General features: G+C 34.4%; 9 protein-coding genes and 2 pseudogenes. 2 read left to right on the top strand and 9 right to left on the bottom strand.

Annotation, left to right across the window (positions count from 1 at the left end; all coding sequences use genetic code 11):
- Window positions 1–8 precede the first annotated feature (8 nt).
- From ABD941_RS04360 to ABD941_RS04345, 4 genes are all read right to left on the bottom strand, one after another.
- The gene (locus ABD941_RS04360; protein WP_345272818.1) at window positions 9–992 is read right to left on the bottom strand and encodes a YitT family protein; all 984 of its coding nucleotides are present in this window, start codon (window positions 990–992) and stop codon (window positions 9–11) included.
- Between the two features lie 9 nt (window positions 993–1001).
- Complete coding sequence (locus tag ABD941_RS04355) at window positions 1002–1559, bottom strand: hypothetical protein (RefSeq protein ID WP_345272817.1); 558 nt, start codon at window positions 1557–1559, stop codon at window positions 1002–1004.
- A gap of 81 nt (window positions 1560–1640) precedes the next feature.
- Entirely contained in the window at window positions 1641–3182 is a 1542-nt protein-coding gene (locus ABD941_RS04350) for a helicase HerA-like domain-containing protein (protein ID WP_345272816.1), read from the bottom strand.
- Between the two features lie 67 nt (window positions 3183–3249).
- Window positions 3250–3975 carry a hypothetical protein gene (locus tag ABD941_RS04345; RefSeq protein WP_345272815.1) on the bottom strand — a complete coding sequence of 242 codons (726 nt, stop codon included), beginning with the start codon at window positions 3973–3975 and terminating at the stop codon, window positions 3250–3252.
- A 384-nt stretch (window positions 3976–4359) separates the two neighbouring features.
- On the opposite strand from ABD941_RS04345, the gene ABD941_RS04340 reads away from it, so the two are divergent.
- The gene (locus tag ABD941_RS04340) at window positions 4360–4989 is read left to right on the top strand and encodes a 7-carboxy-7-deazaguanine synthase QueE (RefSeq protein ID WP_345272814.1); all 630 of its coding nucleotides are present in this window, start codon (window positions 4360–4362) and stop codon (window positions 4987–4989) included.
- Between the two features lie 51 nt (window positions 4990–5040).
- Here the strand turns inward: ABD941_RS04340 and ABD941_RS04335 are convergent, their stop codons facing one another.
- The 5 genes and pseudogenes from ABD941_RS04335 to ABD941_RS04320 form a co-directional block, all read right to left on the bottom strand.
- On the bottom strand, window positions 5041–5583 hold the full coding sequence (locus ABD941_RS04335) for a DUF2911 domain-containing protein (RefSeq protein ID WP_345272813.1): 543 nt from the start codon (window positions 5581–5583) through the stop codon (window positions 5041–5043).
- Between the two features lie 160 nt (window positions 5584–5743).
- Window positions 5744–7567: pseudogene (gene aspS, locus ABD941_RS14635) on the bottom strand (aspartate--tRNA ligase); the annotation flags it as partial.
- 144 nt (window positions 7568–7711) lie between these two features.
- Window positions 7712–9085: pseudogene (gene gatB, locus ABD941_RS14630) on the bottom strand (Asp-tRNA(Asn)/Glu-tRNA(Gln) amidotransferase subunit GatB); the annotation flags it as partial.
- Window positions 9085–10485 carry an amidase family protein gene (locus ABD941_RS04325; RefSeq protein WP_345272811.1) on the bottom strand — a complete coding sequence of 467 codons (1401 nt, stop codon included), beginning with the start codon at window positions 10483–10485 and terminating at the stop codon, window positions 9085–9087. The pseudogene gatB and the gene ABD941_RS04325, both read right to left, overlap by 1 nt.
- Before the next feature lie 2 nt (window positions 10486–10487).
- The gene (locus tag ABD941_RS04320) at window positions 10488–10757 is read right to left on the bottom strand and encodes an Asp-tRNA(Asn)/Glu-tRNA(Gln) amidotransferase subunit GatC (RefSeq protein WP_345272810.1); all 270 of its coding nucleotides are present in this window, start codon (window positions 10755–10757) and stop codon (window positions 10488–10490) included.
- A 614-nt stretch (window positions 10758–11371) separates the two neighbouring features.
- Between ABD941_RS04320 and gyrB the strand changes: the two genes are divergently transcribed.
- Window positions 11372–13321 (top strand): DNA topoisomerase (ATP-hydrolyzing) subunit B, encoded by a 1950-nt coding sequence (gene gyrB / locus ABD941_RS04315; RefSeq protein ID WP_345272809.1) that lies wholly within the window; start codon window positions 11372–11374, stop codon window positions 13319–13321.
- Window positions 13322–13417 lie beyond the last annotated feature (96 nt).

Genomic DNA, 13417 nt, shown 5'->3' with positions numbered 1-13417 from the left:
GTAAATGCTTAATGATTTTCTTTTAATGGCTTTTTCTTAATCATGCCACCTTTTAAATCTTTTACTACGCCCATAATCACAAAGGCCTTTCCGTCAATTTTATCAATTTCGGTTTGTAGTTTTGCTAGTTCTAGTCTTGTAACAACGGTGTAAATAATATCTTTGTCATAACTATAACCTGTTGAACCATAACCGCCTTTACCGGCATAAATAGTACATGCTCTTCGGAGTTTTTTAGTTAACATTAAACGTAATTCTTCATGTTTGTTGGATATGATCGTTACACCAACATACTCTTCAACACCATCAACTACAAAATCAACAGTCCTGGCTGCTGCTAAATAGGTGAGCATAGCATATAAAGAGGTTTCAATGGATAAAACATAAGCACCAGCAGAAAATATTAAAATATTAATTAAGAATAACACGTCACCAATGGTAAGTGAAAATTTTCTACTTAAAAAAATAGCTAAAACCTCTGTGCCGTCTATAACACTTCCACCTCTCATGGATAAACCAATACCTGATCCTAGAAAGAACCCACCAAAAACTGCTATTAATAGTTTGTCTTCGGTTATGGTTGGGTAGTTTACAAAATGAACAACAAAGGCCAAAAGTGTAATAGCTATAATACTTTTAATAGCAAATTTTTTACCTATTATTTTTGAAGCTAGAATAATAAAAGGAAGGTTTACGACCACTAAAAGAAGCCCAAGGTTTAATGATGTTATATTTTCTAAAAGCAGTGAAATTCCAGTTGCTCCACCATCAATAAAGTGGTTTGGTAATAAAAAGCCCTTTAAACCAAAACCTGCAGAAAACACACCAATTATAATAAAAATGTATTCTTTAATAGCATGCGATAGCTCAACTTGAAAATTTCTTACCAAAGGTACTATTTGCTTTTTGCTAATAGGTTGATTGTTAGCTTGTTTTTTTTCAAGCTTTTTTCGAGCGACATCAACTAATAATTTTGATAAGAATGGGTTCATTCAGTTTTTTTAATTAATCCAGTTTATAAAAAAATATTTAATTTTTGCGTTATCTGGAATATGGGTAGGTTCAAATTTTAAATCCATATCAAACCTTAAGTTTGCTGGAAGTTCTTTTTTGTCTATTGTAAAACTAGCATTTATGCCATCAAGAGATATAACAATGGAATTAATTAAATTGCTAATTCTTGATATTTTATAATGCTCTTGAATATCTTTAAAAGTACTTATAGTTGAAATATTTTTTTCTGTCTTATAACGCTTATCAAGAAGTCTTATACTACCAATTGTAGAAGTAGAATCTAATGCTTGCTTAGGTGTTAAGATTAACAATTTTTTACCGCCTTTTTCAAAAATTTCAATAGCATTAATATTTCCTGTAAACTCATCGCCGCTAATAAATTTAACGATAGAATCGTTTGCATAGATGTTTTTTAAATCTTTAACTTGTGTTGAATCTGTTAGTAAACCGATATGTTGCTTGCCTATTTCAAAAGGGTTTTGTTTTTTGTTGCAACTGGCAAGAAGAAAGATAATGGTAATTAGGCTTAAAAATGATTTATACATAAATGGTATGGGGTTTTATTGTTTTTATCTAGGATAAAGCTGATGTTTCTAACGTTTATGGTTTGCAAATACAGATTACCGCTATTTTTTCATCACTTTGGTTAAAATACCAAAGACACTTCTTATAAATGTGGCACTGGTTAATACTTTAACAATCGGATTCATTCTAGTGCTTTTTGCTCTAGACCTAGAGGTTCGTTTTTTAGACTCAGCTTTTTTAAGTGCTTCTTTCTCTTTCCTTACTTTTTCCTTGGCTTCTTCTGCTTCAGCTTGCTCTATTTTTTCATTGAGCATTTCGTAAGTGCTTTCTCTATCTATGGTTTCATTGTATTTTTTTACCATTTTAGATCTCGAAAGTAATGCGTTTAATTCAACATCAGTTAAAACATCCATCCTACTCATGGGTGCTCGCATCATGGTTGCGGCTAGGGGAGTAGGGCGACCTTTTTCATCTAAGGCCGATACTAAAGCCTCTCCAATCCCTAATGATGTTAATACCTCTGTTGTATCATAATACTCAGAATCTGGATAGTTTTGAGCGGTTAATTTTATAGCCTTTCTATCTTTTGCTGTAAACGCTCTTAAAGCGTGTTGGATTTTTAAACCAAGTTGTCCTAAAACGGCTTCGGGAACATCTGTTGGGTTTTGTGTTACAAAATATAAACCAACCCCTTTACTACGTATTAGTTTTACAATACTTTCTATTTGATTTAAAAGTGCTTTTGAGGCTTCATTGAAAATTAAATGGGCTTCATCAATAAACATAATAAGTTCAGGTCTATCGCTATCGCCTTGTTCTGGAAATGTGGAATATATTTCAGCCAATAAACTTAGCATGAACGTTGAAAATAATTTTGGTCTATCTTGAATGTCGGTTAGTCTAAGAATATTAATATACCCTCGACCATCATTATCTACACGCAATAAATCATCAACATCAAAAGAAGTTTCTCCAAAAAATAACTCAGCACCTTGTTGCTCTAGCTCGATAACTTTGCGCAAAATAGCTCCAGTTGATGCAGTTGAGATTCTACCATAGGCTTCTGTAAATTCTGCTTTCCCTTCTTGGGTGGCGTATTGTAATATTTTTTTAAAATCTTTTAAATCTAAAACGGGCATTTTATTATCGTCGCAATATTGAAATATAACAGCAACAACACCAGATTGTGTTTCTGATAGATCTAAAATTCGCGATAGTAGTACAGGGCCAAATTCACTAACCGTAGCACGCAGTCTCACACCGTTTTGTTCGGAAAGTGTTAAGATTTCAACAGGAAAAGGTTTGGCTTCAAAAGGGAGTCCGATTTTCTCATGGCGTTCGTCTATTTTTGGGTGTCCTGGACTTGGTTGTGCCAAACCACTTAAATCGCCTTTAATATCCATAAGTAATACAGGAATGCCCTTGTCGCTCAAATTTTCAGCTAAAACTTGTAACGATTTTGTTTTTCCAGTACCAGTAGCTCCAGCAATTAAACCATGACGATTCATGGTTTTTAAGGGTATTTTTACATGTGCACCAGTAACAGTTTCGCCATCTAACATGGCAGCGCCTATTGGGATATAGTCACCTTTTGTTTTGTTGCCTTCCGTAATGTAATTGAAAAAAGTCTCTGTATTACTCATCCCTTATATTTTTCATAAAAATACAGGAAAAATAAAGAAGAAAAAAATGAAGATTTATCGAAAAAGGTTATTTAATTTTTTCAATGTATATGTTAGATGTTCCAGCACTTCTTAAATATGCAGGCGCGGTATTTCCACCTCTTATGGTTTGCACACTTATGGTCTGCCCTGCAGTAATATTAAAAACTTCGGTAATATGTAATGACGCCTCATTTTGTCCATTGGCACGTCTTACATAGCCTGTATTTCCAATAGCGCCAGTTGGACTTCCGTTAATAGCTAATTGTGCTTCGACCGATACACGCTGTTCGGAATTATTACCTGCTACTGCTGGAACTGTATAGGCAATGTTAACAGAAATTCTATATCTGCCCGTAGTGTTTACCGTGATGGTATTACCAGATTGATTGTATAAAGTTGTATCGTCATTCCAATCTAAAGACCCAAAAATAGGCATATTCGTATAGTTCGTAGGGTTTATATTAGTCGTTGTATTGGTATTGCTATACTTAACAGAACTCGTATGTGAGATTTTGCTCCAGTCTGGCATAGCTGGATCGCTACAGTTAAACTGAAATTCATTCATATCCGTATTGTAAACAATTAAACCAGTAGCTGGGTCATCAATAGCATTAATTTGAATCGTTGTAAGGCGAGGTACAAGAATACCCTGGCTATCCGATTCGATATCTAATATAGACGATGGGTCAGGATCTGTTGTGCCAATACCAACTTGAGAGAAGCTACAATAACTAAATAATAGTAGTATTAAAAGACATGATTTTTTTTTCATTTTATGAGAGAATTAAATGATTCAATAGTGTTAATTGTACTAACATCACTAATATTATTTAAACGTACTATAGGAAGTAAAAACCCTTTGTTTGAAGACTCAATATATAAAATAGACGAAGCATCTGGTGCAGTAGTACCAATACTAACTTGAGAAAAACCGTAATAACTGCATAGTAGCAATATTACAGGATAAGCTATTTTTTTCATTCTTGTGAGAGATTGAAGGCAGCAATTTACTTTAAAATAGGGTTGTGCGAATATATAAAAATGAAATTTCATAACAAAATGTTTAATAATTTTAATTAAAAATTAAACAAAATAAAAAGCTGTATTTTATTCTTTTCTTTAAATATATGTACATTTGCATCCTAAATTATTTTAGATGAATGACGATGTGTTAATGTTGGTTAATAAAGGTGAGATGTTACCTTTAATGGAGGAGTTTTATACAATACAGGGCGAAGGTTTTTATAAAGGTACTGCGGCCTATTTTGTGCGTATTGGTGGTTGCGATGTGGGATGCCATTGGTGTGATGTTAAAGAAAGTTGGAATGCGAATTTGCACCCGCCTACAGCAACTAAAAAGATTGTAGAAAACGCCAAAACCTATAGTGATACCATTGTTGTAACAGGTGGAGAACCTTTAACTTGGGATATGACAGCTTTAACAACCCAATTAAAAGCAGAAGGTCTACAAACACATATTGAAACTTCTGGAGCATATAAGTTAACAGGTACTTGGGATTGGATTTGCTTATCGCCTAAAAAAATGAAGTTGCCTACTAAAGAAGTTTACGATAAAGCAGATGAATTAAAAATGATTATTTATAATAAAGATGATTTTCGCTTTGCTGAAGAACAAGCTTCTAAGGTGAATAAAGATTGTATTTTATATTTACAACCAGAATGGAGCAAGCGTGATAAGGTGATGCCAGAAATTGTAGATTATGTTATGAAAAACCCTAAATGGAAAGTGTCCTTGCAGACCCATAAATATTTGAATATTCCATAAAAAAACACCTTGATCTATCAAGGCGTTTTTTTATTCAAAAATAAGTGTAATTTACTTTGTAAAAGGAACAGCAACTCTAACGGTTCCCCACCCTAAATGCATGTGTACGCCATTGTCAGCTTCTTCAAAAGCAATTGAAAAAGTTTCTAAAGCATCTCCCGAACTTACAGGAACAGATAATCTAGCTACATCATTTTCTTTATTATAAAAGTAAGAACCCCAAACATTCAGGTCTTTACTGATTATAGCTGTCCATTCTTTTTCACCCGGAATGACATAAAAAGTATAGGTTCCGGTTTTAATGGTCGTGTTGCCTAACTTCATGTCGGTGTAAAGCGTTAACTCAGCAGCTTCATTAGCTCCAGTTCTCCATACTTCTCCATTTTTAGCCAAAGTAGATACTGCTCTTCCTTTTAATTGAGGTCTGCTATAAACTATTTTAATGAGTTTGTTAGCGTCTTTATAGCTCGTAGGAAATGCAGCGGCATCCATAGGGCTTTTGTCCATTTTCGCAAATTTTTGGGCATTCAGATTAACAGATAATAGCATGATAAATGCAAATGCAACAGTAGTAATACATGATAATTTTTTCATAATAAGTATTTATTTAAATATGCTGAAAGGTAAACCGAAATTGTCTTAAAGTTTTTATAAAAGTCAGTATGGAATGTTAAAGTTTATATGACACCATATAAAACAAAAAAACTCCAGAATAAACTGAAGTTTTAATGTTAATTGATAATACTAAGGAAAGCTATTTCTTCATCACCTTTACATTCATTTCCTCAACTTTTTTGTCAGATAATTGTGAAGGTGCTCCAAATAATAAATCTTCACTAGTGCCCGTTTTTGGGAATGCCATGACTTCTCTAATAGATGCTTTTTTCTCTAAAATCATCATAAGGCGGTCAACGCCCCAAGCAATACCGCCATGTGGTGGCGCACCATAATGGAATGCTTTGTACATGGTGCCAACACTCTTCATCATCTCGTCTTTGTTATACCCCATATTTTTATAAGTGGCTTCCAAAATTTCAGGTTTATGAGCACGTACAGAACCGCCACCAATTTCGTAACCATTCAATATTAAATCGTATTGTTGAGCGATGATGTTTCCGATTTCTTCTTCTTTACCATTCATGTGTTTTTCAATATCATAAATAGCTGGCATTGAGAACGGATTATGCGTAAAAGTCCACCTGTCTTCATCTGTTTTTTCAAACATCGGGAAGTCAATAACCCATGCTGGTCTTAGTTCCTTAGGATTGATTAAACGCAACATATTACCTAATTCTTGACGAACGGCATCTAAGGCTTTGTTAGCTGTGGCGTAATCAGCAGCTGAAAAGAATACAATATCGCCTACTTGCGCATTGGTAGCTTCAATAATTCTGCTAGCAATGTCTTCGCCTAAAAATTTAATGATTGGCGATTGCAGATCGGTTTCATTAACAATAATATAGGCCAAACCACCTAAACCGTGACCCTGCGCTAAAGCGGTTAGCTTTTCAATCTGTCCTTTAGACAAACGCTTGTTGCCCTGTTCTTGAGCAGAGACTCTAATACATTTTACAATACCACCTTCATCAATAGGTTTGCTAAACACTTGGAAAGTAGTGTCTTTTACAATATTGGTAATGTCTTGCAGTTTTAAACCGAAACGTAAATCTGGTCGGTCACAACCATAATTGTCCATGGCTTGTTTATAGGTTAAAACTTCAAACGGACGTAAAATCCATTTTTTACCGTATATTTTCTGAACAACACTATTGAACATTTGCGTATTTAAATCAATGATTTGTTGCATGCTAGCATAGGCCATTTCAATATCTAGTTGCGTGAATTCTGGTTGACGGTCGCCACGAGAATCTTCATCCCTAAAACAACGTGCAATCTGGAAATACTTCTCGTAGCCGCTTACCATCAACATTTGTTTGAATTGCTGAGGTGCTTGTGGTAAGGTATAGAATGCCCCCGCTTGTTTCCTTGTGGGTACAATAAACTCTCGAGCCCCTTCATCGGTTCCAGCACTTAAAATAGGGGTTTCAATTTCAAGGAAATCTTGGTCGTCTAAAATATCACGTATCAGTTTGATAACTTTATGACGGTTAACAATCACACGACGGACATCATTATTTCTGTGGTCTAAATATTTGTACTGAAAACGTACATTTTCATTGGTTTTAGTCGCTCGTTTTATTTCAAAAGGCAAGGTTTTAGAAAGGTTTAGAATTTCTAATTCAGTAGCTTCTAATTCAATTTTACCTGTTCTTAAAGCGGCATTGTAATCATCTTCTTTACGTTGTACAATAGCTCCAGAAACGGTAATGACTGTTTCGGGCTTTAGTTTTACTAGCTCATCTAAATTAGCAAATGATTCTCTGCTTAAACGCACTTGAAAGACCTGCGTACTCGAATCTCGTAAATCGATAAAAATTAATTCGCCATGGTCGCGCACACTGGATACCCATCCGGAAAGTGTAACATTTTCGTTGATGTTTTCATCTGAAATTTCAGAAATCACATGGGTTCTATATTCGTCTTTTATAACGATAGGAATTTCTGGTAGTGTTTCTTCTTCCTTTTTGGTTGTTTGCTGCTGGTTACTGGTTGTTGGTTGTTTGGTTACAGCAGTAGGACTCTGAACTCCAGATTCTGAACTCTGAATTTGTTTTAAAACCCCTTCACGGATGACTTTTCCTGAAGCACCTTTTCCAATAATACTAATGACTTTTCCAACCAGAATACCTGCTTTTCCTTGGTTGCCAGAGCGAATATCATTAGCAATAGCTTCGTTATCTGAAATGACTTTGGCTATAGCGTCTTCAATTTGAGCTTTCGAAATGGTGTTTTCTTCAAAGTACTGGTTGTAGTTAAAACTACGGTCTTTTAAATAAGATGTAATCGCATTTTGTACCAATACGGATGTGATTTTTTCATCTTTAAACAATTGAAAAATTTCAATTAAATGGGTTATACTATGAATATCGCCATAATCATCTGCGCTGATATTATTTACCAATGTTTTTGCAACAAACGCTGCGTCTTTAATGACATTATTTATAGCAACAAAAGTTTCAGAACGTAAGGCGTTGGCTGTAAAAAATTTAGCATCTTGAGGTAAAACACCACCTTTAATTAAGATGGACTCTACAGCAAACGGTAGCGTGCTTAAATCAACATCAATAGATTCAACCACATTTTTTATGCTAACAAAAGGTAAATCCGGTTCAGAAATAAAACGATAATCTGCTTCGAATTCCTTTTTACGCATGGTTTTGGTTTGCTTTAATTCGGCATCCCATAAAACCGTGGTTTGGTCTGGTCTAAATTCTTTGTGTTCTAAAAAGTAGTTGAGTTGTTTTTCAACTTCTTCTTTTAAGGCATCTACCATAAACTTAAACGAATTCAAGTTTTTTATTTCAGTACGTGGATTTAAATTATAATCCTGTTTTTTACGGAGCGAAACAGAAACATCCGATTTAAACTCGCCTTTTTCAAGGTTAGCTTCTGAAATTTCTAAATTTTGAACGATACGCTGAATGTATTGTGCGTAAGTCGAAGCATCTTCAATATGACGAATACAAGGTTCAGTAACAATTTCAATTAATGGTACGCCTGCTTTGTTGAAATCGACTAACGAAGTTTTTTTCTCATGCATCAATTTAGCAGCATCTTCTTCAATATGAACTTGAGTTAAGTTTACGGTAAATTGTGACCCATCATTACGGAAACAAGATACTTGCCCATCAGGAATCACGGGATTATGAAATTGTGTAATCTGGATGTTTTTTGGGTTATCTGGATACTCATAATGTTTTCTATCCCATGAGATGACATCGTTTTCAAATGTCGATTTTACCGCTTTACCAAAGTAAATGGCTTTATTAATGGCCTCTTTGTTAATGGCAGGTAAAACGCCCATTTGCCCAGTACAAACCGAACAAATATTGTGGTTTGGGGTGTCGATATCACCAGCATTAGCGCAAGAACAAAATAACTTGGTTTTGGTATTTAATCGCACGTGGGTTTCCAGTCCGATGACTAATTCTAATTCGTGTTGCTTTAGTAGCTCGTTTAATTGTTCTAAATCCATTATATTTTGTCTTTTAAGAAGTTAGCAAACTTCAAAACGAGTTCGTCATTATGTTTTGCGGCTGTAATTTGTAAACCTGTTTCGGTGCCTTGCGGTACTGTTAAGGTTGGTAGTTGTCCTAAGCTAAAACCAACCGTATACGCATCAGATAAATACATGGCATGCGGGTCTTTTAAGCTATCACCTATTTTTGGAGGTGTGTTTGGTGTTACTGGTGATAGGATGATGTCTACGGCTTCAAAATCACGTTCAAAGTTTTCAGAAATACTATCTCTTAAGGCTAATCCTTTTAAATAGATTTCATCTGAAAATCCTTGTGATAACACTTGGTTGCCACCTACAATCCTACGTTTTGTTTCTTCCGAAAAATTTTCAGAACGCGTTACTGCATAGGTTTCTTTTAAATTATCAGCTTCAATACGGTTACCGTAATTAGTGCCATCTAATCGTGATAGGTTAGAAGCTGTTTCAGCCATAGCCAACGTGTAATAGGTAGAGACTAAAGTTTCAGATTCAAAGAAGTCTAAAGCTTTTATTTCTATGCCTTTGGCTTTTATTTTTTCGATAGCTTTTAGGAAATCAGTTTTTATATTGGCATCAATAGCATCAGTTTCTATAAAATTTTTAAAGTAGCCTACCGTTTTTATCTGTTCAGAAGTAGAAATAGTGTCTTGGGTTATTTCCGCTGAAGCATAAGAGGTTTGGTCTTTAACATCCTTTCCGCTCATCACATTTAAAACAATTCGGATATCTTCAATAGACTTTGCAATAGGGCCAACACAATCTGTTGAAGATGCGTAAGCCATTAAACCGAAGCGTGATATACGACCATAAGTGGGTTTTAAGCCATACACCTTATTATAGCCTGCTGGTTGACGCACAGAACCACCAGTATCACCACCAATAGAAAACACAGTATAATCCTTAGCCACATTAACGGCAGAACCGCCACTAGAACCCCCGCCAACTAAATCTGGATTTATAGCATTTTTAACAGCACCAAAAATGGTGTTTTCACTTGAAGAACCATGACCAAAACTATCACAGTTTTCTTTTACTATAGGAATAGCGCCAGCATCCAATAATTTTTGAATTGCTGTTGCCGTGTATGCCGATTTGTAGTTTTTAAGCAAATCTGAACTTGCTGTTGTTTTAGTGCCCTGAACCATATACACATCTTTAATACCAAATGGAATACCTTCTAATAAACCAATAGTTTCGCCATTGGCAATTTTGGTGTCAACTTTATCAGCTAAATCAAGGGCTAAATTATCTAATAGCGCATTAACAGTGTTATGGGTATTCTGTTTTAATACCTCTAATTTTTCTTGAACCAGAGCAGTACAAGTGATGTCTTTATTCATCAATTGTTGATGGATTTTATGTATTTGAGAGTCCATAACTATTCTTCTATAACTTTAGAAACTACTAAATATCCGTTTTTTTCTTTCGGAAAGTTTTCAATAATGATTTGTTTTTCTGTGGCAGAACTATCAATAACCATATCATCTCTCAAATCATTTAAAGAGACTGCATTATTATGATTATTATTAAAAGTACTGGTATTTGTAGTGTTAGCATTCTTAATAACTTCAAATAGCTTGCTCACAGCCTCAGAAGCTTGTGCGCCTTTAATACTCGATAATACATCGACGGTCATAATTTTACTCATGTCTCAATTTTTAGATTAAAAAAAGCCTTCCATATTTGGAAGGCTTCATATATTTTTAAACAATAACCTTCCTATCCTAAAAATTAGGATTATTGAAATTATTATTGTTATTATTGTTTTTCATAACTGGTTTATTGAGGCCAAATATATATAGAATAAATAGACTATGCACTATTTTTACTAATATCCTATACTATATTGTCAAATTATTAAAAAAGCTAAAGTTAATTTAAAACTTTCTTAGGTTAATTATGGTAATCACTTATTTATGTTTAAAAATTAATGAAACAAAATCGTGTTTTTAATGAAGACTATTTGGTTTTTTTAAGTAATAGTCTTTAAAATGGAATCTAAAAAAAGCGATTTAAGCCATGTTGTGGTTTTTCTATTTTGAAAACCTGATTAAAAATCGAATAATCGATTTTAAGGTGCTTTTTAGGTCGTTTAAGAAGGTTTTTAGTAATTAACAAATGTTGATAATTATCTGAATGTTGCTGTAAAATGCTTTTTAAAGGGCATAGAATTTCGTATATTTGTTTGTATTCAAAATGATGCTTTACGGCATCTTTTTTTGTGATACAAAACTAAACTCAAATTAAGATAAAATATAGAATATGAGCGAAGCAAAAGAAGAATTTAATAAGCATAATTATTCAGCAGATAGTATTCAAGCTTTAGAAGGAATGGAGCACGTACGTATGCGCCCGTCAATGTATATTGGAGATGTTGGTACTCGTGGTTTGCACCATTTAGTTTATGAGGTTGTAGATAACTCTATTGATGAGGCTTTAGCGGGGCACTGTAACAATATTACTGTTATTATAAATGAGGATAATTCGATTACTACTGAAGATGATGGTCGTGGTATTCCTGTAGATTTACACAAGAAAGAAGGCGTGTCTGCACTTGAGGTAGTAATGACCAAAATTGGTGCTGGTGGTAAATTCGATAAAGATTCTTATAAGGTTTCTGGAGGATTGCACGGTGTTGGTGTAAGTTGTGTGAATGCATTATCTGCACACTTAAAAGCTACGGTTTATAGAAATGGTAATGTTTATGAACAAGAATATGAACGTGGTAAATCCTTGTATCCTGTAAAGCAAATAGGTGAAACGGAAAAAAGAGGGACTACGGTTACATTTAGACCTGATCCTACTATTTTTACTCAAACCTTAGAGTATAGCTATGATACTTTGGCAAGTCGTTTACGTGAATTGGCTTATTTAAATAAAGGAATTACAGTTCATTTAGTTGATAAAAGGAATAAAAAAGAAGACGGCGAATTTGAAGGCGAAACATTTCATTCAAAAGAAGGATTAAGCGAATTTATAAAATATTTGGATGCAACTCGCGAGCCTTTAATGAAGGATGTTATTGCATTTGAAGGAGAAAAGAATGGTGTGCCGGTTGAAGTTGCTATGATTTACAATACCTCTTATGCTGAAAATCTACATTCCTATGTAAATAACATTAACACGCATGAAGGTGGAACACATTTATCAGGTTTTCGTCGTGGATTAACACATACCCTAAAAAAGTTTGCAGATAATTCCGGAATGTTAGATAAATTAAAGTTTGACATTGCAGGCGATGATTTCCGAGAAGGATTAACAGCTATTATTTCAGTAAAGGTTCAAGAACCACAATTTGAGGGCCAAACGAAAACGAAGTTGGGCAATCGTGAAGTGTCTGCTTCAGTAAGTCAAGCTGTTTCCGAAATGTTGACAGATTATTTAGAAGAACATCCAGATGATGCAAAGACCATAGTTCAGAAAGTAATTCTTGCGGCACAGGCACGTCATGCAGCCCAAAAAGCTCGTGAAATGGTGCAACGTAAAACGGTAATGAGTATTGGCGGATTACCAGGGAAATTATCAGACTGTTCAGAACAAGACCCTGCAAAATGTGAAGTATTCCTTGTTGAGGGAGATTCGGCGGGTGGAACTGCAAAACAAGGTCGTGATAGGGCATTTCAAGCCATTTTGCCACTTCGTGGAAAAATCTTAAATGTTGAAAAAGCCATGACGCACAAGGTTTTTGAAAACGAAGAAATTAAAAATATTTTTACAGCATTAGGTGTTACTATAGGAACAGAGGAAGATAGTAAAGCTTTAAACCTTTCAAAGCTACGTTATCATAAAGTAGTAATAATGTGTGATGCCGATATTGATGGTAGCCACATTGCGACGTTAATTTTAACGTTTTTCTTTAGGTATATGAAAGAGTTGATTGAAAATGGACACATATATATTGCAACGCCACCATTGTATTTAGTAAAACGTGGTGCTAAAAAACAATATGCTTGGTCTGATGAAGAACGTGACGATATTGTTGCTCAGTTTGGAGATGGATCTAAAATACAGCGTTATAAAGGTCTCGGTGAAATGAATGCAGAACAGCTTTGGGATACTACTATGAATCCTGAGTTTAGAACGATGCGTTTAGTTCAAATAGATAATGGTACAGAAGCGGATAGAATTTTCTCTATGCTAATGGGAGATGAAGTGCCACCACGTAGAGATTTTATTGAAAAGAATGCCATTTATGCGAATATTGATGCATAAATAAAAGAGTTATAACCAATTCTGATGGCTTTAGCATGTATTTGTTAAAGCCATTTTTTTTATAAAACACTTTAAAAATATCGTTTAAAAGCATTT

It is taken from the genome of Flaviramulus aquimarinus, from assembly GCF_039543205.1.
Lineage (GTDB): Bacteria > Bacteroidota > Bacteroidia > Flavobacteriales > Flavobacteriaceae > Flaviramulus_B > Flaviramulus_B aquimarinus.
The sequence above is the reverse complement of the archived record's forward strand: the minus strand, read 5'-3'. Positions and strand labels throughout refer to the sequence as shown.

Coding starts and splice junctions, on each gene's coding strand:
- ABD941_RS04340 (WP_345272814.1), top strand. CDS start 4,360: ATGAATGACGATGTGTTAATGTTGGTTAATAAAGGTGAGATGTTACCT.
- ABD941_RS04355 (WP_345272817.1), bottom strand. CDS start 1,559: ATGTATAAATCATTTTTAAGCCTAATTACCATTATCTTTCTTCTTGCC.
- ABD941_RS04345 (WP_345272815.1), bottom strand. CDS start 3,975: ATGAAAAAAAAATCATGTCTTTTAATACTACTATTATTTAGTTATTGT.
- ABD941_RS04325 (WP_345272811.1), bottom strand. CDS start 10,485: ATGGACTCTCAAATACATAAAATCCATCAACAATTGATGAATAAAGAC.
- ABD941_RS04350 (WP_345272816.1), bottom strand. CDS start 3,182: ATGAGTAATACAGAGACTTTTTTCAATTACATTACGGAAGGCAACAAA.
- ABD941_RS04360 (WP_345272818.1), bottom strand. CDS start 992: ATGAACCCATTCTTATCAAAATTATTAGTTGATGTCGCTCGAAAAAAG.
- ABD941_RS04335 (WP_345272813.1), bottom strand. CDS start 5,583: ATGAAAAAATTATCATGTATTACTACTGTTGCATTTGCATTTATCATG.
- ABD941_RS04320 (WP_345272810.1), bottom strand. CDS start 10,757: ATGAGTAAAATTATGACCGTCGATGTATTATCGAGTATTAAAGGCGCA.
- gyrB (WP_345272809.1), top strand. CDS start 11,372: ATGAGCGAAGCAAAAGAAGAATTTAATAAGCATAATTATTCAGCAGAT.